Consider the following 22,339-nt stretch of genomic DNA (forward strand, 5'->3'; position numbering starts at 1 on the left):
TATTGCAGTGCCGTATTCAGTCGCACGCAAACGCCTGGCTTGACAGCGGGCAGTGTGGGAGCCGGTTTTATCCGCGAAGAGGCCCCAAAGGTCAGCAAAAGCTTCCCGGGCAAGCACCGCTCCCACAGGTTATCTTGCGCGCTCGAGATTGAATGCCCGTGAACTGGACAATTTGCTCCTCGGTATTGGGACTTGCCCCCGGCCAGCGCCGAGGTTCAAACTGCGGCCTTTGCCGGAGGCCACGCCATTGCGTCGCCCCGCCCCGGCGCAGAGCTGTCTCTGCGCCCTTCGACCTTAATATTCAGGGACCCGGACATGGAACTGGTTGTAAAAAGCGTCAGCCCAGAAACGTTGAAAACCGCCACCCTGGTACTCGCCGTAGGCGAAGGCCGTAAACTCGGCACGGTCGCCAGCAAAGTCGACGAACTCAGCGGCGGCGCCATCAGCGCCATCCTCAAGCGCGGCGACCTGGCCGGCAAGGTCGGCCAGAGCCTGTTGCTGCAAAGCCTGCCCAACCTCAAGGCCGAACGCGTGCTGCTGGTGGGCGTGGGCAAGGACGCCGAACTCGGCGATCGTCCGTTCCGCAAAGCCGTGGCCTCGATCCTCGCCACCCTCAAGGGCCTGGGCGGCAGCGACGCCGTGCTCGCCCTCGATGAAGTGGTGGTCAAGGGCCGCGACAGCTACGGCAAGACCCGCCTGCTGGCCGAAAGCCTGCTGGACGGTGAATACAGCTTCGAGCAGTTCAAGAGCCAGAAGGCCGAACCGCGCGCCCTGAAGAAAATCACCCTGGTGACCATCAAGGCCGCGCAAGCCGAAGTCGAACGCGCCGTCAGCCACGCCCGCGCCATCGCCGGCGGCATGGCCTTCACCCGCGACCTGGGCAACCTGCCACCAAACATCTGCCACCCGAGCTACCTCGCCGAACAGGCGAAGAACCTCGGCAAGGCGAACAAAGGCCTGAAGGTCGAGATCCTTGACGAGAAGAAGATCAAGGAACTGGGCATGGGCTCGTTCTATGCCGTGGGCCAGGGCAGCGACCAGCCGCCACGCCTGATCGTCATGCAATACAACGGCGGCAAGAAATCCGAGAAGCCGTTCGCCCTGGTCGGCAAGGGCATCACCTTCGACACCGGCGGCATCAGCCTCAAGCCGGGGCTGGGCATGGACGAGATGAAATACGACATGGGCGGTGCCGCCAGCGTGTTCGGTACCCTGCACGCCGTGCTCGCCCTGCAGTTGCCGATCAACCTGGTGTGCATCCTGGCTTGTGCCGAGAACATGCCGAGCGGTGGCGCGACCCGTCCGGGCGACATCGTCACCACCCTCAGCGGCCAGACCGTGGAAATCCTCAACACCGACGCCGAAGGCCGCCTGGTTCTGTGCGATGCACTGACCTACGCCGAACGCTTCAAGCCCCAGGCGGTGATCGATATCGCCACCCTGACCGGCGCCTGCGTGGTCGCCCTCGGCGCCCACACCTCGGGCCTGCTGGGCAACAACGACGAACTGATCGAGCAACTGCTCAGCGCCGGCCGCCAGGCCGACGACCGTGCCTGGCAGCTGCCGCTGTTCGATGAGTACCAGGAACAGCTGGACAGCCCGTTCGCCGACATCGCCAACATCGGCGGGCCGAAAGCCGGGACCATCACCGCGGCCTGCTTCCTGTCGCGTTTTGCCAAGCAGTTCAACTGGGCGCACCTGGACATCGCCGGCACCGCCTGGACCAGCGGCGGCAAGGACAAAGGCGCCACCGGTCGGCCGGTGCCCCTGCTGACCCAGTACCTGCTTGACCGCGCCAAGGCCTGAACCTGAGCCTGCCGGGCGGCGTCGGTCAACGACGGCGCCCGGAATCCGGAACCCCCTATGACCCAAGTCGACTTCTATATCCTTCCCAGCGCGGCCCCTTTGGCGCGCCTGGACTTTGCCTGCAAGCTGACCGAAAAGGCCTGGCGCCTGGGGCACAAGGTCTACCTGCATTGCCGTGACAGCGCCCAGCGCGACGACCTGGACGCCCGCCTGTGGCAGTTCAAGGGCGAAAGCTTCATTCCCCACGGCCCGGCGGAAAACGAACCGGAAGGCCGCGTGGTCCTGGGCCTGGGCGAAGATCCTGGCACGCATCAGGACCTGCTGGTGAACCTCGATATGAAGGTACCGCCGTTTGCTTCGCGCTTTGCCCGCGTAGCGGAAGTGGTGGTCGAAGACCCGGCTATTCGTCAAGCGGCGCGGGAGAGTTTCCGCTTCTACCGCGAACAGGGCTATCCTCTGCAAGATCACCGTCTACAGCGACTTTGAGCACCCCGATGGACACTCCAAGACAACCCCAAAAAGCCGCGCCCCTGCTGGACGAGCTCGAATCGATCCGCAAACTGCTGGGCGACGACACCTTGCAACCGCCGCTACTGACCGAAACGGTCGCCAGTGAAGGACAGATCCCCCTGTTGTTCGACATGGTAGGTAATAAAACCAAGGTCGAGGTGCAGCCCGAGGTGGTTGCCACGCCGGTGGTCGAGCCCAAACCGACACCGCCAGTCGTCGCGGCGGAACCGGCCAAACAGAAGAGCCAGGACGCCCTGCTGCATCTGGACAGCGAACTGCGCGCCGCCGCGCAATTGATCATGCAGGACGTGATCGACGACTTCGCCCCGCATATCGAGACCGAGATCAAGCGTCGCCTGGATGCCCGCATGGAACGCCTGCTCAGCCAATATCCTTCCTGACCCCATTCGCCCTCCTTGGTAGAAGCAGGGCTTTCCCCCTCCACAACGCTCTCAAGCCTGACCAGGATTTGTGGCGAGCGGGCTTGCCCGCGCAGGGCTGCGAAGCGGCCCTAAAACCAGCGATTGCGGTGTATCAGGTACAGCGAGGTGGCCAGTTATACGACTGCTGCGCAGCCGAACGCGGGCAAGCCCGCTCGCCACAGGACCGCGCTCGGCTTCAAACGCTCTGAGCTGACCGAGACTGGCCCGCCAGCGGGCATTTTTGTGCCAGCCGCCCTCACCTCGCTCTACGCCCCGCGCCATATCCCCGTTATACTTGCCGGCTTTCCTGAATTAATGCCTAAGGGTCCCGCCGCGCATGGATAAGACCTACCAGCCGCACGCCATTGAAACTTCCTGGTACCAGACCTGGGAGTCCGAGAATTATTTCGCCCCGCAAGGTACCGGCGACGCCTACACCATCATGATCCCGCCGCCGAACGTCACTGGCAGCCTGCACATGGGCCACGGTTTCAATAACGCGATCATGGACGCCCTGATCCGTTTCCGCCGCATGCAGGGGCGCAACACCCTGTGGCAGCCGGGCACCGACCACGCCGGGATCGCCACGCAGATGCTGGTGGAACGCCAACTCGAAGCCCAGGGCCAGAGTCGCCACGACCTGGGGCGCGAGAAGTTCCTGGAAAAGGTCTGGGAATGGAAGGATCAATCCGGTGGCAACATCAGCCGGCAGATCCGCCGCCTGGGTTCGTCCGTGGACTGGAGCCGCGAGCGCTTCACCATGGACGACGGTCTCTCGGAAGCGGTCAAGGAAGCCTTCGTGCGCCTGCACGAAGATGGCTTGATCTATCGCGGCAAGCGCCTGGTCAACTGGGACACCAAGCTGCACACGGCGATCTCCGACCTCGAAGTGGAAAACCACGACGAGAAAGGTTTCCTCTGGAACCTGCGTTATCCACTGGCTGACGGCGCCAAGACCGCCGACGGCCTGGACTACCTGATCGTCGCCACCACCCGTCCGGAAACCATGCTCGGCGACTCGGCCGTGGCGGTAAACCCGGAAGACGAACGCTACAAGGCGCTGATCGGCAAATTTGTCGAGCTGCCGCTGGTCGGCCGCCGCATCCCGATCATCGCCGACGACTATTGCGACCCTGAATTCGGCACCGGCTGCGTGAAAATCACCCCGGCCCACGATTTCAACGACTACGAAGTCGGCAAGCGCCACAACCTGCCGCTGCTGAACATCTTCGACAAAAACGCCGCCATCCTGCCGGCCTGCCAGGTGTTCAACCTCGACGGTACGCTGAACGACAGCATCGACGGCAAGATCCCGGCGCAATACGTCGGCCTCGACCGTTTCGAAGCGCGCAAGCAGATCGTTGCCGCCTTCGAGGCCGCCGGCCTGCTGGTCAGCGTTGACGACCACGGCCTGAAAGTGCCGAAGGGCGACCGCTCCGGGACCATCATCGAGCCGTGGCTGACCGACCAGTGGTACGTGTCGACCAAGCCCCTGGCCGAGCCGGCCATTGCCGCCGTGGAAGACGGCCGCATCGCCTTCGTGCCCAAGCAATACGAAAACATGTACTTCTCCTGGATGCGCGATATCCAGGACTGGTGCATCAGCCGCCAGCTGTGGTGGGGCCACCGGATTCCGGCCTGGTACGACGAGTCGGGCAAGGTCTATGTCGGGCGCGACGAAGCCGAAGTCCGCGCCAAGCACCACCTCGGCCCGGACGTGGCGCTGCAACAGGACAACGACGTCCTCGACACCTGGTTCAGTTCGGGCCTGTGGACCTTCTCCACCCTGGGCTGGCCGGAGCAGACCGACTTCCTCAAGACCTTCCACCCCACCGACGTGCTGGTAACCGGTTTCGACATCATTTTCTTCTGGGTCGCCCGGATGATCATGCTGACCATGCACCTGGTGAAAAACGAGGACGGCACCCCGCAGGTACCGTTCAAGACCGTCTACGTGCACGGCCTGGTACGTGATGGCCAGGGCCAGAAGATGTCCAAGTCCAAGGGCAACGTCCTTGACCCGCTGGACATCATCGACGGCATCGAACTCGAAGCCCTGGTGCAGAAGCGCACCACCGGCCTGATGCAGCCAAAATTGCAGAAAGCCATCGAAAAACAGACCCGCGCCGAGTTCGCCGAGGGCATCGCCAGCTACGGTACCGATGCCCTGCGCTTCACCTTCTGCTCGCTGGCGTCCACCGGTCGTGACATCAAGTTCGACATGGGCCGCGTCGAAGGCTATCGCAACTTCTGCAACAAGATCTGGAACGCCGCGCGCTACGTGCTCGACAAGGGCGACGACTGCGGCCAGAACGGCGAAGCCTTCGAACTGTCCCTGGCCGATCGCTGGATCATCTCGCAGTTGCAGCGCACCGAAGCCGAAGTGACCCGCCAGCTCGACCAGTTCCGTTTCGACCTGGCCGCCCAGGCCTTGTACGAGTTCATCTGGAACCAGTATTGCGACTGGTACCTGGAACTGTCCAAGCCGGTGCTGTGGGACGAGAATGCCCCGGTCGAACGCCAGCGCGGCACCCGTCGCACCCTGGTGCGCGTGCTGGAAGTGGCCCTGCGCCTGGCACATCCGTTCATGCCGTTCATCACCGAGGAAATCTGGCAGCGCCTGGCGCCGCTGGTCGGTGCCGAGGGCAAGACCATCATGCTGCAACCATGGCCGGTGGCGAACGAAGCGCGGATCGACCCGGTTGCCGAGGACGATATCGAATGGCTCAAGGGCCTGATGCTTGGCGTGCGCAACATCCGCGCCGAGATGAACATCGGCCCGGGCAAGCCACTGGCGTTGTTCCTGAAGAACGTCAATGCCCAGGACCAGCGGCGCCTGAGCGAGAACGAGCAGTTGCTGAAGAAGCTGGCCAAGCTCGAATCGATCACCGTGCTGGCGGCCGGCGACGAAGCCCCACTGTCCGCCACCGCATTGGTCGGCGAGATGGAAGTGCTGGTACCGATGGCCGGGTTGATCGACAAGGCCGCCGAACTGGCGCGTCTGGACAAGGAAATCCAGCGCCTGCAAGGTGAAGTGCAGCGGGTCGGCGGCAAGCTGTCGAATGCCGCGTTCGTCGACAAGGCTCCGGCCGAAGTCATCGAGAAGGAACGCGCCAAACTGACCGAGGCCGAACAGGCCCTGGGCAAGCTGGCCGAGCAACATGCGCGGATCGCCAGCCTGTAAGCCTGGTGATTGACTGAAAAAGGGAGGCCCTCGGGCCTCCCTTTTTCATGCCCACATGCAGCCCTGAACAGACTTCTTGCAGGCCCCACAAAACCTGTGGGAGCGGAGCTTGTCGGATCTCCGCACCGCCACGAAGAAGCCAGTGATACCGCTAAAAGCTTCGCCGGCAAGCACCGCTCCCACGGTCCTTATGGGACAATACCCGCCAATCAAAGCCCTGCCCGAATCGACCCTGCCCATGACCGCCCCGAGCAAACCCAAAGCCCCACGCAAGAAGCCCAAGCCCGCGCCCCCGGCCAAGGCCGTCGAGTCGCGTGAAAAAGCCAGCCTGCATCCGCGCAATCGCCATCAGGGCCGCTACGACTTCCCGCAATTGATCAAGGGCTGCCCAGAACTGGGCCGCTTTGTGATTCTCAATCCCTACGGCAAGGAAAGCATCGACTTCGCCGACCCGGCCGCCGTGCGTGTATTCAACCGTGCCCTGCTCAAGAACTTCTACGGCATCGCCCACTGGGATATTCCGGCGGACTTCCTCTGCCCGCCGGTACCGGGCCGGGCCGACTACGTGCATTTCCTCGCCGACCTGCTGGCCGAGGACAACGAAGGCGTGATCCCCCGAGGCGCGGCTGTACGCGTGCTGGATATCGGTGTCGGCGCCAACTGCATCTACCCGCTGATCGGCCACAGCGACTACCGCTGGCAGTTTCTCGGTTCGGACATCAATCCCACCGCCCTGGCCGCGGCCAAGGCCATCGTCCAGTCCAACGGCCTGAACAAGGCCATCGGCCTGCGCCTGCAAAGCCAGCCGAAGCAGATCCTCAACGGCCTGCTGGAAAGCTCTGAGCGCTTCGACCTGACCCTGTGCAACCCGCCGTTCCATACCTCCCTGGACGAAGCGCAAAATGGCAGCCGACGCAAATGGCGCGCCCTGGGCAAGGCCGATCCGCAGCGCAAACTGCCGATACTGAACTTCGGTGGACAAACGTCGGAATTGTGGTGCGAAGGCGGTGAAATACGCTTTGTGACCCAACTGATCGCCGAAAGCGCCGCCCTCGGCCAGCAGGTATTGTGGTTCAGCACCCTGGTGTCCAAGGCCTCCAACCTGCCGGCGATCGAAAGCGCGCTGAAAAAAGCCGGTATCCTGCAGCGCCAGGTGGTGGAAATGTCCCAGGGGCAGAAACAGAGCCGTTTCGTCGCCTGGACCTTCCAGGATCAGGTGCAGCGGCAAACGTGGCGTCAGGAGCGCTGGAGCCGACCTGACGGCTGAACCACGTCCCGTTCAGGCACCCAACGCTTTTCCACAGGCGAAAAAAAACCGTGCCCGGACAGACCCCGGGGCACGGTTTCAGTGCATCTTACTTGTTTACAGCGTCGGTCAGAACCTTGGCCACAACCAGCTTGATCACTTTCTTGGCAGGGATTTCGATGGCAGCGCCAGTCGACGGGTTACGGCCGGTACGGGCAGGGCGCTCGGTCACTTTCAGTTTGCCAACGCCTGGCAGAGTGATTTCGCCGCCGTTTTCCAATTGATCAGCAACGATCTGGGCCAGTTGGTCCAGAGCGGCACGCGCGGTAGTTTTCGGCGCGTCGATAGCTTCGGCGATATCGGCGATCAGTTGGTCTTTGGTAATAGCCATTGAGATGTTCCTTCCCTATCAAATTCATTTGGATTGCAGAGTGCAGTGTCAGCCATCGAACCAGCCTTGTGCCCCCTGCTAACAACCACGACGGATCGCAGATGTAGATAGCAGAATTGGGGTTTGGTTCGACGTGACACCTGCTGAATGCACGCTTTGCGCCGTTACCGAGCGCAAGACCGGGCAAAACTAGCACAGAGACGGGGAAATATCCGCCTCTACCTAGCCATTTGGTCAGCTTTTGCGCTCGTTTTCGAAAAAAAAACTGTCTGAAACCGCTCATCCCACCCGAACGACCGTGCAAAAGCGGATTCAACCCGTGGGTGCGGTACACTGGTCGCTTTTCCGGGGAGCCCGCCTTCCCCCTGACAAATCAGCCGAGATACCTATGCCGATCCGTCATTGCATCGTCCACCTGATCGACAAAAAGCCCGACGGCAGCCCCGCGGTCCTGCATGCCCGTGACTCCGAACTGGCCGAATCCCAGGCCATCGAGCACATGCTTGCCGACCTCAACGAAAGCTACAATGCCAAGCAAGGCAAAGCCTGGGGCTTCTTCCATGCCGAGTCCGGCGCGCATCCGTTCAGCGGCTGGCTGAAGGAATACCTGGACGGCGGCAAGGACTTCACCGCGTTCAGCCGGATTGCCGTCGAACATCTGCAAAAGCTGATGGAGGAGTCCAACCTCTCGGTCGGTGGACATGTGCTGTTCGCGCATTACCAGCAAGGCATGACCGACTACCTGGCGATCGCCCTGCTGCACCACAGCGAAGGCGTGGCGGTGAACGCCGAGCTGGACGTGACCCCGTCGCGCCACCTGGACCTGGGGCAATTGCACCTGGCGGCGCGGATCAATCTCTCCGAATGGCAGAACAACAAGCAGTCGAAACAGTACATTTCCTTTATCAAAGGCAAGAACGGGAAAAAGGTTTCGGAGTATTTCCGCGACTTTATCGGCTGCCAGGAAGGTGTCGATGGTCCGGGTGAAACCCGCACCCTGCTCAAGGCCTTCAGCGACTTCGTCGAAAGCGAAGACCTGCCCGAGGACGATGCCCGGGAAAAAACCAAGACCCTGGTGGACTACGCCAGCAGCCAGGCGAAGATGGGCGAGCCGATGGGCCTGGAGGAGCTCTCCGGACTGATTGACGAAGATCGTCCACGGGCGTTCTACGAGCATATCCGCAACAAGGATTACGGCCTGTCGCCGGAAATTCCGGCGGATAAACGCACCCTGAACCAGTTCCGTCGCTTCACCGGGCGTGCCGAAGGCCTGTCCATCAGCTTCGAGGCGCACTTGCTGGGTTCGAAGATCGAGTATGACGAAGAGGCCGGGACCCTGATCATCAAGGGCCTGCCGACCCAGTTGACCGATCAGCTCAAGCGACGCAAGGACTGAGTCATGCTCACAGGCATGCTGAAGAAGGTCCTGCTGATCCTGCTGGTGGTGGTGGTCTATCAGAACTGGGGCAAGATCGAGCGGGTGTTCCATCCGGACCAGGTGGTCTCGGAACAGACCCGAGCCAAGGCCCGGGTGGTGCTCTACGCCACCGACTGGTGTGGCTACTGCAAGCAGACCCGACGTTTTCTCGACCAGAAAGGCATTCCCTACGAGGAATTCGATATCGAGAAAGACGCCGCCGCGCGCAAGACCTACCAGGCCCTGGGCGGCGGCGGGATCCCGATGCTGGACGTGAACGGCACCTTGATTCGCGGCTATGAGCCAGAGGCTATTCTGGCCGCGCTTCGATCCTGAAGCCGAGCCGCGGGAAGTGCACATGCACTACACCCGCGCGCTCATCCTCGCGCCGCACGATCAACTCTTCGCGACCGGCAAACAGCAACTCGCCCGCCACCGGATCGACGCCATAATCGGTCGCCGAGACGATTACTGGCTGGCCGGCGACAAAGCCGTTCGGATCGTTGAAAAGCTCATCAGGAAGCACGGCCGGCGTCGACTCGCGGGCTACCTGCAAGGCCTGCTCGGCGCTCATCTCACTCGGCGCGCCATGCCCGAATGCCATGACCCGGGCAAACCAGGCGAGCACCGCCGGATAGGCATCCACCAGCGGCGCGGTGACCGGTGTCGCCTTGAGGAACCACAGTGGATGAGCCATGGCGATATCGGCAATCGACGGCTCGCCGAACAGGAAGTCGCCCTCCTCATGCTGTAACTGCTGCTCCAGCCGCGCCATGAACACCGGCCACTGGTGCTTGGCCAACTCCAACGGTACACGTGCAGCCGAACCACCGCTGAACAGCCCGGCGCGGTCGATCATGAAGCCCTTGATCTGCTCCGGGGACAAGCGGGCAAAACGCACGGCTACCGACTCGGGTTGGAACACCAGGCTGACCGCATGGCTGAACACCACCGAATCGGCCCAGGCGGCGAAGGTTGCCGCGACCATTTCCAGGCTCTGGGGGAACAGCCGCGGCGTGGCTTTTTCCTGCTCCAGGCGGCGGGCGATCAAGGCGGTGTCGCAGTAGATATCGGCACCGACCTGCAACACCGGGGTTTTCCGGTAGCCGCCGGTCAGCGCGGTCAGGTCGGGCTTGGGCATCATCGGCGGAATGTGCACCGAGCGCCAAGAGAGCCCTTTGAACCCCAGCAGCAAGCGGGCCTTTTCGGCAAAGGGAGAGGTCGGGTAGTGATGAAGAATCAACTCAGACATGCTGGAGTCCGCCGGGCAAATAAGAACCTGCAGCTTAGCCTGCAAATCGTGGGCGGCCTACCCAGCCAGCCTGATGCCGTCTCATCAACGATATCAATTGCCAGGGAGTCGAAAGGCAGAGTGGCAGGGTAAGCTGGCGGTTTGACCGGAATGGAGGCCGAAGTGACCGCCTATTTTCCAGCGCTGGCCATTGGCGGTCAGACTTACGATTTTGCTCACCTTGAGCCATTCACCTTCACGATTTCAAGCCAGTTGGCCAAACGTGATTTGCGCGAACATATAACCTTCTCCAATCGAAGACCCGAGCGGGCCTTATCATGTCTTTTTTGAGGTAAGACGCGCCGCGCACGAAAAGCGCCAATGGCAGGAGCTGAATCTGGTAGTGGAGAGTGCGTATTACGAAGGAAAAGGCGGCGGTCCAAACCTGAAAGGATCAATGGCCTTTGCACTATTGTGCGGTAAGGTCTACTTGCGTCAACCAACCGCAACCACACGTTAGAGGGAGAAACGAAAAAAGACGCCATGAGCGTCTTTTTCGTATTCGATAAAACAGATCCGGACACCACTTTCGAACCGCCTTGCGCGATTACGGCTTTCACCGCTGGGAAGCGCTCAATCTCATCCGGTCAGTCGCTTCGATGGATCAATCGTATTCGAGCATGACAGTGTCGTCAATTGCAGCCACAGCCAGGCGTCGGCCTGCGATGAGACGCCGAAAAACGTCCCAACTCATTTCCGCCCGGCGGCAAAGGCTTCCAGACTGAACCCCGCCGCCAGGGTTTCCTTGGCGCTCTTGCGCAACTTCTTGATCAGGCGCTCCTGGCGCAGGGCCTCGCCCTTGTCGCGACAGGCCTCCACATACACCAGCGCGACCGCCGGGCTGGAATGGAAGAAGCGCGCGCCCTTGCCACTCTGATGCGAGGCAAAACGCCGCTGCGGATCATCGCTGATCCCGCAATACAGCGCACCATTGGCGGCACGCACCAGGTAGACAAACCAGGGTTTGACCGCGGGCGCTGCCGGCTCGGTTTCGGCACTCGGCGTTTCGCTGATGTTCACGTGGCAAAGGGTTTGATCGCTGACGGGGCCGCGATCTTAGCAGAACCTAACGGCTCGCCTGGAAGGCCTTCAAGCCTTTCAGCGCCTGGGCACGCACAGCGTTCTTGACCAGCGGCGTCCAGCCCAGCAACAAGCCCTTGGTCCCCAGCGCCTGACGCGACCAGCGCCACAGGTCGAAGCGGTCATGGTGCTCGCAGATCTTGCCGTCGCGAAAGACAAACCGCGCATGGATATCGTTGACCACGGTATTGCCAGTCTGTCTGAACAGATAGGTGGCGACCCAATGGGCACCGCCACTACGCTCGTCGGCACGGACATTGTCGAAGGTCAGGGAGAAGTCCTTGGCCCGGGTGGTCAGCATGCGCCACATATCGCCGGCATCACGGCCACGCAACTCGCCGAACGCCGGATCACTGAACACCACATCCTCGGTGTAGCAGGCACTCATGGCCTCGGCATCCAGCCGCTGGAACGCTTTATAGAACTCAGTAATCAACGCGCTGTGGGCATCACTCATGAACGGGCTCCGTGCAGGTAAAGGGATCGCCTGCACGATAGTCCGCAAATGTCCGGCTGACTATCGGCATTCGCACTCCGAATACCGGGAGTGTGGGGTGATTCAGAGTTTTTCGCTGGTCACCTGTACATAACGCGCCCGGCCGGCCCCGAGCCCGAAGACGATGGCACCCAGGCCGATCACGCCGAAGATCCAGCCCAGCGCATCCCAACCACCGCTGAGGTCATGCACCAGCCCGACCGCGAACGGCCCCATGGACGCCAGGGTGTAGCCGATGCCCTGGGCCATGCCCGACAGGTTCGCCGCCACATGGGCATCGCGCGAGCGCAACACAATCAGGGTCAGCGCCAGGCTGAAGGTCCCGCCTTGCCCCAGGCCGAGCAGTATCGCCCAGCCCCAGAGCCCTTCGAGCGGCGCATACAGGCAACCGAACAGACCACCCAAGGTCAGCACCATCACCACGACAATCGCCAGCCGCTGATCCTTGCCCCGCGTCGCCAGCCAGGGCGTCGCCAATGAACTGATCAGCTGGATCAGAATCGATCCGGACAGCACGATCCCCGCCTGGGTAGCACTCAGGCCGCGCCCGATCAGCACCGAGGGCAACCAGCCAAAGACGATATAGGCCAGGGACGATTGCAGACCCATGTAGAGGGTGACCTGCCAGGCCAATGGATCGCGCAGCAAACCGCGCACACGGTAGGCCACGTGATGGGCACCGTGTTTCTGCCCCACTTGCGGCAACCAGAACATCGCCGCCAGCAGCGCGGGCAAAACCCAGAAACCCAGGCCGATCGACCAGCTCCCGGCAAAGTGCTGGCTCAGCGGCACCGTCGCCCCCGCCGCCAGTGCCGCGCCCAGGCACAGGGCCATGGTGTAGACACCGGTCATGGTCCCGGCCTGCTTGGCGAAGTCGCGCTTGACGATACCGGGCAACAGCACGCCGATCACTCCGATGCTCGCGCCCGCCAACACGCTGCCGGCAAACAGACCGAACTCGCCCAGGGAACTGCGCAGGATGATCCCGCCGGCCAGGGTCAGCAGGATGCCCAGCACCACCCGCTCGCTGCCGAAACGCCGGGCCAGCAATGGTGCCAGCGGCGCCGCCAGGCCGAGGCAGAGCACCGGCAAGGTAGTCAGCAGACCGGCCTTGGCCGCCGACAAGCCCAGGCTGCGGGATACCTCGCCGAGCAACGGCGCCATGCTCGACAGCGCCGGACGCAGGTTCAGGGCCACCAGCACCAGGCCCAGCAGCAACAACCAGGGCCGACGCAACACTGGATGCTGCTGTTGGACCAGATCGTCATCGGCCTCGGCATCGATCAGCAGTCGGTCGAGCTCGACCGGACGCGAGGCGCTGCCGGGTTCCTCAGGAGCACGGGACATGGGTCTCTCACTTTCAAGGTTCATTGATCAAGCTCCGGCACAAGGCCTTGGCGCGCTCCGGGTCCTGCTGCTCCACCGCTTCGAGGAGGGCCACATGCAGGTCGAACACCGATTGACGCCGGGGGTTGATATCCAGGGTCTGGCGCAACGCACCGGCAATCACACTGGAAAAGTAGCGATACAGCTCGCTGAGCATCGGGTTGTGCGCGGCGTCGATCAGACGCTGGTGAAACACCAGGTCACAATTGATGTAGCTGTCGAGATCGCCGTGATAGTGGTCACCGGCAGTGTGCAGCGCCTCGCGCAATCCCCTGAGATCCTCCTCGGTGCGCCGCAGCGCCGCCAGGCCGACGGCCTCGACCTCGAAACTGTGCCGGGTCTCACGGGCCTGGTCGAGGGAGCAGCGCGACAACGCCTGCATGGTCGTCAGCGGATCGATGGTCGCCCGCAGGTAGCTGCCGTCGCCCTGGCGGATCTCGATCAATCCGGAAAACGCCAGCACCCGCAGGGCTTCGCGCATGGTGTTGCGGCTGATGCCCAGCTCCGCGGCCAGTTCCGGCTCGGTGGGCAACCGCGCGCCCACGGCCCAGGCGCCACGGCTGATGCGGTCGCGCAATTGCTCCAGGGCCTGGTCGACCAGGGAGCGCTTGATAAGGGGAATGCTCTGAGACATGAAAATCGCCCTGACATCCAATCATAGGATGAATTGAACAAAAGGTTACTGCAAACCTGACTGAGAACTCAAGAACCAACGTTTCCCACAATAAATAGGGAATCCGTCACCTATCTAAAAATCACCCTGAGAAGGTAGCGTTCAGATCCACTACATCAATGGTTACCGCCTTGCTGGCGGGTCTCCGGTTGTCTCCTTCAAGGAGAGCGAGTCATGAAACGACAGGATTGCGTCAGCTGTGGCACGAACAACGTCATGCATTGGTTTGAAGGTCGGGACTTCGAGGTCGACCTCAAAGCGCTGAGAAAATCAGTCCTCGGACTGTCGGGCTGGCAGTGCGAGGCCTGCTCGGAGATCGAGCTTGCCCCTGAAAGCGCCCAGCGCTATTCAGACGCCAGCGATGAGCTTATTTATCAGTCGAGGCGCCCTTTGGATCGACACCCACTCACCTGATCAATAAAAACCCAGGCAAAAAAAACCCGGACCAGGTCCGGGTTTTTCATTCAACGTCAGCCGATCAATGCAGGATCTGGCTCAGGAACAGCTTGGTCCGATCATTCTGCGGGTTGTCGAAGAAGTCGTTCGGCGCCGCCTGTTCGACGATTTCGCCCTTGTCCATGAAGATCACGCGATTGGCCACGGTACGGGCGAAGCCCATTTCGTGGGTTACGCAGAGCATGGTCATGCCGTCTTCGGCCAGGCCGATCATGGTGTCCAGTACCTCTTTCACCATTTCCGGATCGAGCGCCGAGGTCGGTTCGTCGAACAGCATGATTTTCGGCTTCATGCACAACGCACGGGCAATCGCCACACGCTGCTGCTGACCACCGGACAACTGGCCCGGGAACTTGTGAGCCTGCTCCGGGATACGCACGCGCTGCAGATAATGCATGGCGATTTCTTCCGCCTCGCGCTTGGGCATCTTGCGCACCCACATCGGTGCCAGGGTGCAGTTCTGCAGGATGGTCAGGTGCGGGAACAGGTTGAAGTGCTGGAACACCATGCCGACTTCACGACGGATCGCTTCGATCTGCTTGAGGTCGTTGGTCAGTTCCACGCCATCGACCACGATGCGGCCTTGCTGGTGCTCTTCCAGACGGTTGAGGCAGCGGATGGTGGTCGATTTGCCCGAACCCGACGGGCCGCAGAGGACGATACGCTCGCCCTGCTTGACGTTCAGGTTGATGTCTTTCAACACGTGGAACTGGCCGTACCACTTGTTCACGCCCTGCATCTGAATAATGCCTTCAGGACCCACAGGCTGTTTGATCGCTTGACTCATGACAAAACTCCTAACGCTTGTGGCCTGTGTCCAGCTTGCGTTCCAAATGCATGGAATAGCGGGACATACCAAAACAGAAAATCCAGAACACCAGGGCGGCGAACACGTAGCCTTCGGTGGCCATGCCCAGCCATTTCGGGTCGGCGGCAGCTTGCTTGACGCTGTTGAGCAGGTCGAACAGGCCGATGATGATCACCAGGCTGGTGTCCTTGAACAGCGCAATCACGGTGTTGACGATCCCCGGGATCACCAGTTTCAAGGCTTGCGGCAGAATCACCAGGCCCATCGAGCGCCAGTAACCCAGGCCCATGGCGGCAGCCGCTTCGTATTGGCCCTTGGGAATGGCTTGCAGGCCACCACGGACCACTTCGGCGACATAGGCCGACTGGAACAGGATCACGCCGATCAGCGCCCGCAGCAACTTGTCGAAGTTCATGCCCTCAGGCAGGAACAACGGCAGCATCACCGAGGACATGAACAGCACGGTGATCAACGGCACGCCGCGCCAGAACTCGATGAAGGTCACGCAGACCACCTTCACCGCCGGCATGTTCGAACGCCGTCCCAACGCCAGCATGATCCCCAGCGGCAAGGCCCCGGCAATACCGACGGTAGCGATGACCAGGGTCAGCATCAGGCCGCCCCACTCGGTGGTGGCAACGCTGGGCAGGCCCAGGTAGCCGCCGCGCAGCAGGGTGAAGGCGACGATCGGGTACAGCACCAGGAAGCCCAGGCCGTAGACCGCCTTGCGCGGGAAGCGCGGGATGAACAACGGCGCCACGCCAATCACCGCCAGCCACACGGTCAGGTCCACGCGCCAGCGCAGCACGGGCGGGTAGTAGCCATACATGAACTGGCCGAAACGCTGCTGGATGAACACCCAGCAGGCGCCGCTCTTGGTACAGTCGGCGCGGGTGGTGCCAACCCAGTTGGCGTCCAGGATGGCCCAGTGCAGCAGCGGCGGGACGATCAGGTAGATCAGGTAGAAGGCGAACAGGGTCAGCAGCGTGTTGAGCCAGCTGGAGAACATGTTGGCGCGCATCCACGCCACCACGCCGATACTGTTGCTCGGCGGTGGCATGTCGGGTTTGAAAGTATGCGAACTCATGGGCGTTTCCTCACCGCTCGATCAGCGCAATGCGCTTGTTGTACCAGTTCATCAGCAGGGAAATGCTGATACTGATCGCCAGGTACACGCTCATGGTGATGGCAATGACTTCAATGGCCTGCCCGGTCTGGTTCAACACCGTACCGGCAAACAACGAAACCATTTCCGGGTAACCGATACCGGCGGCCAGGGACGAGTTCTTCGCCAGGTTCAGGTATTGGCTGGTCAGCGGCGGAATAATCACGCGCAGGGCTTGCGGGATGATCACCTTGCGCAGGGTCGGACCGTTGCGCAGGCCGAGGGAACGCGCCGCCTCGGTCTGGCCATGGCTGACCGACTTGATACCCGAGCGCACGATCTCGGCGATAAACGCCGCGGTGTACACCGTCAGGGCCAGGGTCAAGGCCAGCAGTTCAGGGATCAATACCCAGCCGCCGACGAAGTTGAACCCTTGCAGCTGGGGCATTTCCCAGTGCACGGGGGCGCCGAAGACCAGGGCCGACAACGCCGGGATCACCAGGAACAAGGCCAGGCCGACCCAGAACTTGTGGAACGGCACGCCGGTTTCTTCGAAGCGCTTGGTCGCCCAGCGGCTCATCAGCACGATCGCCACGATGGCCACCACGACACTGGCCACGAACGGCCAGAATCCGGCGGAAGCAATGGCCGCCGGCATGTTCAGGCCACGGCTGCTGACGAAGAACATGTCCCAGAAGTTATGGCTGTTGCGCGGTCCCGGCATGGTCAGGAACACCGCGAAGTACCAGAACAGGATCTGCAGCAACGGCGGGATGTTACGGAACACCTCGATATAGACGGTGGCCAGCTTGTTGATCACCCAGTTCGACGACAGTCGCGAGACGCCGATGATGAAACCCAGCAGGGTCGCCAGGATGACACCGATCACCGTCACCAGCAGGGTGTTGAGCAGACCGATGACAAACACCCGGGAGTAACTGTCCGATTCGGTGTAGTCGATCAGGTGCTGGGCGATGCCGAACCCGGCACTGCGCTCAAGAAAGCCGAAACCCGAGGTAATGCCCCGGTGTTGCAGGTTGGTCTGGGTATTGTGAAACAGATACCAGCCCAACGAGACCACCGCGACAATCGTGATGATCTGAAATAGCCACGCACGCACTTTGGGGTCGCTGAGACTGAGTCTCTGCTTGGGTGCGCCGATTTTATTTTGCATGAAGTGCCCCAGGAAAAACGGAACAAGAACATCGCCCGGCAGTTGGCCTGCCGGGCGATAGGTCAATCAGCGCACAGGAGGTGCGTATTGAATGCCGCCCTTGGTCCACAGAGCGTTCAGGCCGCGGTCGATTTCCAGCGGAGTGCTCTTGCCGAGGTTCTTCTCGAAGATCTCGCCGTAGTTACCCACCTGGGAAACGATCTTGACGACCCAATCCTTCGGCAGTTTCAGATCCTTGCCGTATTCGCCGTCGGCACCCAGCAGACGAGCGACGTCCGGGTTCTTGGTCGACTTGGCTTCTTCCAGGACGTTTTTCGAAGTGATACCGGCTTCTTCGGTGTTGAGCAGCGCGTAGCCGACCCAACGAACGATCTTGGTCCACTCTTCGTCGCCGTTACGCACCACCGGGCCCAGAGGCTCCTTGGAGATGGTTTCTGGCAGAACGACGTAGTCTTTCGGCGAAGCCAGCTTGCTGCGCTGGGCGAACAGCTGGGATTTGTCCGAGGTCAGTACGTCGCAACGACCGGATTCCAGCGACTTGGCGCTTTCGTCGGAAGTGTCGAAGGTGATCGGGGTGTACTTCAGGCCATTGGCGCGGAAGTAGTCGGACACGTTCAGTTCGGTGGTAGTACCGGCCTGGATACAGATGGTTGCGCCATCCAGTTCCTTGGCACTTTTCACGCCCAGTTTGGTGTTGGCCAGGAAGCCGACGCCATCGTAGTAGGTGATGAAGCCTGGGAAAATCAGGCCCATGCCGGCGTCACGGGAACTGGTCATGGTGGTGTTACGCGAAAGGATGTCGATTTCGCCGGACTGCAGCGCGGTGAAGCGCTCCTTGGCGTTCAACTGGCTGAACTTGACCTTGGTCGCGTCGCCGAATACAGCGGCGGCCACGGCACGGCAGACGTCAGCGTCGATACCGACGATCTTGCCGGAAGCATCAGGCACCGAGAAGCCCGGCAAGCCGTCACTCACGCCACACTGAACAAAACCCTTCTTCTGTACGGCATCCAGGGTAGCGCCCGCTTGCGCGAAACCGCTGACGCCCAGTACGACGGCTGCAGTCACGACTGCCAGGGTGGATTTCAACATCTTCATTCAAACCTCCAGTTGCTCTTGTTGTGTCGGAGCTAGAGTCTAGCCGCACCCTTATGAGGCGTTGTTAACCCGTGCTGGCTTTTTTTTGGGTCAAGCGGCTAAAGACTTGAGCTATGAGTTTAGTAGGAGAAAATCTCCCGCCTGTAAAACTCACCGCCCACCAAATTGGCCGAACGGGCATCAGCCCTTTCCAGATTCGCTAAAGCCCTGCCGGCCCTCGGCGAACGTGAATCAGAACCCACCGAGACGGATTCATTTGCTATCCCACGGCCAGCGGTAGACTGATAGTGTTACCGCCAGGGGTGAATACATTCACTCGGTTCTCCCATAGCAAAGCCCGTACCACAGTGGCGGCTAAAGCGTTTCAGCCACAGGTCAATAGGAAAACGATCAAGAACGCGACATTTTATTAACGAATCCACTCGCTACGCACCGTAACCGCGCACACATCTGGAGCGCACGCACACTAATGGAGCACACATGACTGAACCGCTGATCATTCACCCCAGCAAGACCGCCGACGCCTGTGTTATCTGGCTTCACGGCCTGGGGGCCGACCGTTATGACTTCCTGCCGGTGGCCGAGGCGCTGCAGGAGAGCCTGACAAGCACACGCTTCGTCCTGCCCCAGGCGCCGACCCGCGCCGTGACCATCAATGGCGGCTACGCCATGCCCAGCTGGTACGACATCAAAGCCATGAGCCCGGCGCGTTCGATCAGTTTCGAAGAGCTTGAAGAATCGGCGGCGACCGTCATCGAACTGCTGGAAGCCCAGCGGGCCGCGGGTATCGACCCTTCGCGGATCTTCCTCGCGGGCTTTTCCCAGGGCGGCGCCGTGGTGCTGCATACCGCCTACCTGAAGTGGCAAGGAGCCCTCGGCGGCGTGCTGGCGCTCTCGACCTACGCCCCGACCTTCAGCGATGCACTGCAACTTTCCGCCAGCCAGCAGCGAATTCCAGCCCTCTGCCTGCATGGCCACTATGACGAGGTGGTCCAGAACGCCATGGGCCGAACCGCCTATGAGCACCTCAAACGCCTTGATGTCACCGTGACATGGCAGGAATACCCAATGGGCCACGAAGTGTTACCCGAAGAAATCCGTGACATCGGTACCTGGCTGGCCGCTCGTTTACGCTGATCGCGGTAACGCACTACGCCGCGCCCGATTCTTGCATTACACTGGCCGGCGTACATTCCTTAACCAAATTAACGAGATGACCGTGCTCAAAGCACTCAAAAAAATATTCGGTAAAAGCGAGGCTGAGCAGCTCGCACCAGGCTCCAGCGCCCCTGTTCCAAGCTCCGAGAGCCGCCATCCCGGCCAGGCAGCGGACCGCGCCGAGCCTGCCGCCAAACCGAAAGCCCCGGCCGCCATCCCGGCAGAGCCAGTAGCGACGGTTGAAACGCCACGCACAGAACAGCCGAAAGCCGCACCACCGCGTCGTGAACGAGCGCCGAAGCCGCCCGTCAAGCCGTGGAAGCTCGAAGACTTCGTCGTCGAACCGCAGGAAGGCAAGACCCGCTTCCACGACTTCAAGCTGGCGCCCGAACTGATGCACGCCATCCAGGACCTCGGTTTTCCTTACTGCACGCCGATCCAGGCGCAGGTCCTGGGCTTTACCCTGGCCGGCAAGGACGCCATCGGTCGCGCCCAGACCGGCACCGGCAAGACCGCCGCCTTCCTGATCTCGATCATCACCCAGCTGTTGCAGACCCCACCACCGAAAGAGCGCTACATGGGCGAACCGCGGGCGCTGATCATCGCGCCGACCCGCGAGCTGGTGGTGCAGATCGCCAAGGACGCCGCCGACCTGACCAAATACACCGGCCTCAACGTCATGCAATTCGTCGGTGGCATGGACTTCGACAAGCAGCTCAAGCTGCTCGAAGCCCGGCACTGCGACATCCTGGTCGCCACCCCGGGTCGCCTGCTGGACTTCAACCAGCGCGGTGAAGTGCACCTGGACATGGTCGAAGTGATGGTCCTGGACGAAGCCGACCGCATGCTCGACATGGGCTTTATCCCGCAGGTCCGGCAGATCATCCGCCAGACCCCGCCCAAGAACGAACGCCAGACCCTGCTGTTCTCGGCCACCTTCACCGAAGACGTGATGAACCTGGCCAAGCAATGGACCACCGATCCGTCGATCGTCGAGATCGAAGCGCTGAGCCCGGCCAACGCCAACGTCGAACAGCACGTCTACGCCGTCGCCGGCGCCGACAAGTACAAGCTGCTCTACAACCTGGTCACCGACAATGGCTGGGAGCGGGTGATGGTCTTCGCCAACCGCAAGGATGAAGTGCGGCGGATCGAGGAACGCCTGGTGCGCGACGGCGTCAACGCCGCGCAATTGTCCGGTGATGTGCCGCAACACAAGCGCATCAAGACCCTGGAAGGTTTCCGCGAGGGCAAGATCCGCGTGCTGGTGGCTACCGACGTGGCCGGGCGCGGGATTCATATCGACGGCATCAGCCACGTGATCAACTTCACCCTGCCGGAAGTGCCGGACGATTACGTCCACCGTATCGGCCGGACCGGACGGGCGGGTGCCGACGGCGTGTCCATCAGCTTCGCCGGCGAAGACGACTCCTACCAGTTGCCGGCGATCGAAACCCTGCTCGGGCACAAGATCAGCTGCGAAATGCCGCCTGCCGAGTTGTTGCGCCCGGTGGTACGCCAGCGTCCGGCCTGACCAGCCAAGCCGAAAGGCACGCCGCACGACAAAACGTCGCCCGACACCCGGCGGCGTTTTTTTTCGCCCGGTGATTGCTGAAATAAACTAAAAGTCCATAATGGACAAATTAGTTTAATTACAATCATTCGGGAGCCTCCCCATGTCCGGCCATACCCCCTTCGTGATCGACAGCCAGCAGGCACATCGACTCCTGCAACAGATCGACGTGCCGCAGATCCTGCGCAAGCTGTTTCGCGACCTGGCGGCCGGAAAGGCAGTGCAACCGGCGCAGCAACTGGTGGAGTTCCCGCAAGGTGCCGGCGACTTCATCAACTACCTCGGGGTGCTGGCTGACGACCAGGTCTACGGGGTCAAGACCTCGCCCTACATCGTCCGCGAGCAAGGCCCGCTGGTGACCGCCTGGACCCTGCTGATGTCCATGCGCAGCGGCCAGCCATTGCTGCTCTGCGATGCCGCCGAACTGACCACCGCGCGCACTGCGGCGACCACCGCCGTGGCCGTGGATGCCCTCGCTCCGCTGGACGCCAGGCGCCTGGCCATCGTCGGTAGCGGCCCGCTGGCCCAGGCGCACCTGCATTACGCCAAGGGCCTGCGCGATTGGCAGGACATCAGCCTCTACTCACCCAATGTGAATGCCGAAAAGCGCCTGCGCCTGACCGCTATCGAACCGCGCCTGCGCATCGTCGAGCAGTTGGAGCAAGCCCTGGAAGACGCCGATGTCATCCTGCTCTGCACTTCCTCGGCGACCCCGGTCATGGACCCAGGCCAGTTGCGCAAGCCGGCCTTGATCACCTCCATCAGCACCAATGCCGTGCGCGCCCATGAAGTACCGCCGCAAGCCTTGAGCGACATGCAGGTCTACTGCGACTATCGCAAGACCACGCCGGGCGCGGCCGGGGAAATGTTGATTGCCGCCAGCCAGCACGCTTGGCACGCCGACAAGATCCGCGGCGACCTGGCCGAACTGCTGAGCGAGCAGACACCACGGCCAACGTATGAACGCCCGGTGTTCTTCCGCTCCATCGGCCTGGGCCTGGAAGACGTCGCCCTGGCCAATGCGCTTTATCATCTACACCACAAGGCAAGCTGAACAGTGCTTTT

General features: G+C 61.6%; 21 protein-coding genes and 1 pseudogene. 12 read left to right on the plus strand and 10 right to left on the minus strand.

Translation table 11 applies throughout. From position 1 onward, the window contains the following. Positions 1–315 precede the first annotated feature (315 nt). The 5 genes from M5B96_RS01430 (at position 316) to rlmF (ending at position 7,189) form a co-directional block, all read left to right on the plus strand. On the plus strand, positions 316–1,806 hold the full coding sequence (locus tag M5B96_RS01430; RefSeq protein WP_248794726.1) for a leucyl aminopeptidase: 1,491 nt from the start codon (positions 316–318) through the stop codon (positions 1,804–1,806). Between the two features lie 57 nt (positions 1,807–1,863). Beyond that, the gene (locus tag M5B96_RS01435; protein WP_248794727.1) at positions 1,864–2,292 is read left to right on the plus strand and encodes a DNA polymerase III subunit chi; all 429 of its coding nucleotides are present in this window, start codon (positions 1,864–1,866) and stop codon (positions 2,290–2,292) included. An 8-nt stretch (positions 2,293–2,300) separates the two neighbouring features. Then, on the plus strand, positions 2,301–2,717 hold the full coding sequence (locus tag M5B96_RS01440) for a DNA polymerase III subunit chi (RefSeq protein ID WP_248794728.1): 417 nt from the start codon (positions 2,301–2,303) through the stop codon (positions 2,715–2,717). Between the two features lie 358 nt (positions 2,718–3,075). Next, entirely contained in the window at positions 3,076–5,922 is a 2,847-nt protein-coding gene (locus M5B96_RS01445; RefSeq protein WP_248794729.1) for a valine--tRNA ligase, read from the plus strand. Between the two features lie 238 nt (positions 5,923–6,160). Then, entirely contained in the window at positions 6,161–7,189 is a 1,029-nt protein-coding gene (gene rlmF / locus M5B96_RS01450; protein WP_248794730.1) for a 23S rRNA (adenine(1618)-N(6))-methyltransferase RlmF, read from the plus strand. Positions 7,190–7,277: 88 nt separating this feature from the next. Here rlmF and M5B96_RS01455 read toward each other — a convergent pair whose 3' ends face one another. After that, positions 7,278–7,559 (minus strand): HU family DNA-binding protein, encoded by a 282-nt coding sequence (locus tag M5B96_RS01455; RefSeq protein ID WP_040064476.1) that lies wholly within the window; start codon positions 7,557–7,559, stop codon positions 7,278–7,280. Positions 7,560–7,947: 388 nt separating this feature from the next. On the opposite strand from M5B96_RS01455, the gene yejK reads away from it, so the two are divergent. Next, the gene (gene yejK / locus M5B96_RS01460) at positions 7,948–8,955 is read left to right on the plus strand and encodes a nucleoid-associated protein YejK (protein ID WP_191485545.1); all 1,008 of its coding nucleotides are present in this window, start codon (positions 7,948–7,950) and stop codon (positions 8,953–8,955) included. A gap of 3 nt (positions 8,956–8,958) precedes the next feature. After that, positions 8,959–9,312: a glutaredoxin family protein gene (locus tag M5B96_RS01465; RefSeq protein ID WP_248794731.1), complete on the plus strand. Its 354-nt coding sequence runs from the start codon at positions 8,959–8,961 to the stop codon at positions 9,310–9,312. Here M5B96_RS01465 and M5B96_RS01470 read toward each other — a convergent pair. After that, positions 9,287–10,228, minus strand: coding sequence for a glutathione S-transferase family protein (locus M5B96_RS01470; protein ID WP_248794732.1), 942 nt, complete (start codon positions 10,226–10,228; stop codon positions 9,287–9,289). The two genes, M5B96_RS01465 and M5B96_RS01470, sit on opposite strands and share 26 nt — an antisense overlap. A 150-nt stretch (positions 10,229–10,378) precedes the next feature. Here M5B96_RS01470 and M5B96_RS01475 point away from each other — a divergent pair. After that, positions 10,379–10,727, plus strand: a pseudogene (locus M5B96_RS01475) (hypothetical protein). A gap of 230 nt (positions 10,728–10,957) precedes the next feature. Here M5B96_RS01475 and M5B96_RS01480 read toward each other — a convergent pair. The 4 genes from M5B96_RS01480 to M5B96_RS01495 form a co-directional block, all read right to left on the minus strand. Then, the gene (locus tag M5B96_RS01480) at positions 10,958–11,287 is read right to left on the minus strand and encodes a GIY-YIG nuclease family protein (protein ID WP_248794733.1); all 330 of its coding nucleotides are present in this window, start codon (positions 11,285–11,287) and stop codon (positions 10,958–10,960) included. A 46-nt stretch (positions 11,288–11,333) separates the two neighbouring features. Beyond that, positions 11,334–11,804, minus strand: a complete 471-nt coding sequence (locus M5B96_RS01485; RefSeq protein WP_248794734.1) for a nuclear transport factor 2 family protein — start codon at positions 11,802–11,804, stop codon at positions 11,334–11,336. A 102-nt stretch (positions 11,805–11,906) separates the two neighbouring features. After that, positions 11,907–13,214 (minus strand): CynX/NimT family MFS transporter, encoded by a 1,308-nt coding sequence (locus M5B96_RS01490; RefSeq protein ID WP_248794735.1) that lies wholly within the window; start codon positions 13,212–13,214, stop codon positions 11,907–11,909. After that, positions 13,204–13,863: a FadR/GntR family transcriptional regulator gene (locus tag M5B96_RS01495; RefSeq protein WP_248794736.1), complete on the minus strand. Its 660-nt coding sequence runs from the start codon at positions 13,861–13,863 to the stop codon at positions 13,204–13,206. Before M5B96_RS01495 ends, M5B96_RS01490 begins: the two co-directional genes overlap by 11 nt. Before the next feature lie 213 nt (positions 13,864–14,076). Here M5B96_RS01495 and M5B96_RS01500 point away from each other — a divergent pair, with 213 nt between their 5' ends. Next, positions 14,077–14,316, plus strand: a complete 240-nt coding sequence (locus M5B96_RS01500) for a hypothetical protein (protein WP_248794737.1) — start codon at positions 14,077–14,079, stop codon at positions 14,314–14,316. 64 nt (positions 14,317–14,380) lie between these two features. On the opposite strand, the gene M5B96_RS01505 is transcribed toward M5B96_RS01500, so the two are convergent. The 4 genes from M5B96_RS01505 to M5B96_RS01520 all read right to left on the minus strand — a co-directional run bounded on the left by M5B96_RS01505 (position 14,381) and on the right by M5B96_RS01520 (position 18,543). Continuing rightward, positions 14,381–15,145: an amino acid ABC transporter ATP-binding protein gene (locus M5B96_RS01505; protein WP_248794738.1), complete on the minus strand. Its 765-nt coding sequence runs from the start codon at positions 15,143–15,145 to the stop codon at positions 14,381–14,383. Between the two features lie 10 nt (positions 15,146–15,155). Continuing rightward, positions 15,156–16,253 carry an amino acid ABC transporter permease gene (locus M5B96_RS01510; RefSeq protein ID WP_248794739.1) on the minus strand — a complete coding sequence of 366 codons (1,098 nt, stop codon included), beginning with the start codon at positions 16,251–16,253 and terminating at the stop codon, positions 15,156–15,158. A gap of 10 nt (positions 16,254–16,263) precedes the next feature. Further along, complete coding sequence (locus M5B96_RS01515) at positions 16,264–17,445, minus strand: amino acid ABC transporter permease (RefSeq protein WP_248794740.1); 1,182 nt, start codon at positions 17,443–17,445, stop codon at positions 16,264–16,266. 66 nt (positions 17,446–17,511) lie between these two features. After that, positions 17,512–18,543 carry an amino acid ABC transporter substrate-binding protein gene (locus tag M5B96_RS01520; RefSeq protein WP_103499296.1) on the minus strand — a complete coding sequence of 344 codons (1,032 nt, stop codon included), beginning with the start codon at positions 18,541–18,543 and terminating at the stop codon, positions 17,512–17,514. A 480-nt stretch (positions 18,544–19,023) separates the two neighbouring features. Here M5B96_RS01520 and M5B96_RS01525 point away from each other — a divergent pair, with 480 nt between their 5' ends. The 3 genes from M5B96_RS01525 (at position 19,024) to M5B96_RS01535 (ending at position 22,328) form a co-directional block, all read left to right on the plus strand. Further along, complete coding sequence (locus M5B96_RS01525) at positions 19,024–19,680, plus strand: alpha/beta hydrolase (RefSeq protein WP_248794741.1); 657 nt, start codon at positions 19,024–19,026, stop codon at positions 19,678–19,680. Between the two features lie 76 nt (positions 19,681–19,756). Then, positions 19,757–21,235, plus strand: a complete 1,479-nt coding sequence (gene rhlB / locus M5B96_RS01530) for an ATP-dependent RNA helicase RhlB (protein ID WP_248794742.1) — start codon at positions 19,757–19,759, stop codon at positions 21,233–21,235. A 142-nt stretch (positions 21,236–21,377) separates the two neighbouring features. Continuing rightward, positions 21,378–22,328: an ornithine cyclodeaminase family protein gene (locus M5B96_RS01535; RefSeq protein ID WP_248794743.1), complete on the plus strand. Its 951-nt coding sequence runs from the start codon at positions 21,378–21,380 to the stop codon at positions 22,326–22,328. Positions 22,329–22,339: the final 11 nt, after the last annotated feature.

Source organism: Pseudomonas sp. MWU13-2105 (assembly GCF_023242315.1).
In the GTDB taxonomy this organism is placed as follows: Bacteria; Pseudomonadota; Gammaproteobacteria; order Pseudomonadales; family Pseudomonadaceae; genus Aquipseudomonas.

Coding starts and splice junctions, on each gene's coding strand:
- M5B96_RS01430 (WP_248794726.1), top strand. CDS start 316: ATGGAACTGGTTGTAAAAAGCGTCAGCCCAGAAACGTTGAAAACCGCC.
- M5B96_RS01435 (WP_248794727.1), top strand. CDS start 1,864: ATGACCCAAGTCGACTTCTATATCCTTCCCAGCGCGGCCCCTTTGGCG.
- M5B96_RS01440 (WP_248794728.1), top strand. CDS start 2,301: ATGGACACTCCAAGACAACCCCAAAAAGCCGCGCCCCTGCTGGACGAG.
- M5B96_RS01445 (WP_248794729.1), top strand. CDS start 3,076: ATGGATAAGACCTACCAGCCGCACGCCATTGAAACTTCCTGGTACCAG.
- rlmF (WP_248794730.1), top strand. CDS start 6,161: ATGACCGCCCCGAGCAAACCCAAAGCCCCACGCAAGAAGCCCAAGCCC.
- M5B96_RS01455 (WP_040064476.1), bottom strand. CDS start 7,559: ATGGCTATTACCAAAGACCAACTGATCGCCGATATCGCCGAAGCTATC.
- yejK (WP_191485545.1), top strand. CDS start 7,948: ATGCCGATCCGTCATTGCATCGTCCACCTGATCGACAAAAAGCCCGAC.
- M5B96_RS01465 (WP_248794731.1), top strand. CDS start 8,959: ATGCTCACAGGCATGCTGAAGAAGGTCCTGCTGATCCTGCTGGTGGTG.
- M5B96_RS01470 (WP_248794732.1), bottom strand. CDS start 10,228: ATGTCTGAGTTGATTCTTCATCACTACCCGACCTCTCCCTTTGCCGAA.
- M5B96_RS01485 (WP_248794734.1), bottom strand. CDS start 11,804: ATGAGTGATGCCCACAGCGCGTTGATTACTGAGTTCTATAAAGCGTTC.
- M5B96_RS01490 (WP_248794735.1), bottom strand. CDS start 13,214: ATGAACCTTGAAAGTGAGAGACCCATGTCCCGTGCTCCTGAGGAACCC.
- M5B96_RS01495 (WP_248794736.1), bottom strand. CDS start 13,863: ATGTCTCAGAGCATTCCCCTTATCAAGCGCTCCCTGGTCGACCAGGCC.
- M5B96_RS01500 (WP_248794737.1), top strand. CDS start 14,077: ATGAAACGACAGGATTGCGTCAGCTGTGGCACGAACAACGTCATGCAT.
- M5B96_RS01505 (WP_248794738.1), bottom strand. CDS start 15,145: ATGAGTCAAGCGATCAAACAGCCTGTGGGTCCTGAAGGCATTATTCAG.
- M5B96_RS01510 (WP_248794739.1), bottom strand. CDS start 16,253: ATGAGTTCGCATACTTTCAAACCCGACATGCCACCGCCGAGCAACAGT.
- M5B96_RS01515 (WP_248794740.1), bottom strand. CDS start 17,445: ATGCAAAATAAAATCGGCGCACCCAAGCAGAGACTCAGTCTCAGCGAC.
- M5B96_RS01520 (WP_103499296.1), bottom strand. CDS start 18,543: ATGAAGATGTTGAAATCCACCCTGGCAGTCGTGACTGCAGCCGTCGTA.
- M5B96_RS01525 (WP_248794741.1), top strand. CDS start 19,024: ATGACTGAACCGCTGATCATTCACCCCAGCAAGACCGCCGACGCCTGT.
- rhlB (WP_248794742.1), top strand. CDS start 19,757: ATGACCGTGCTCAAAGCACTCAAAAAAATATTCGGTAAAAGCGAGGCT.
- M5B96_RS01535 (WP_248794743.1), top strand. CDS start 21,378: ATGTCCGGCCATACCCCCTTCGTGATCGACAGCCAGCAGGCACATCGA.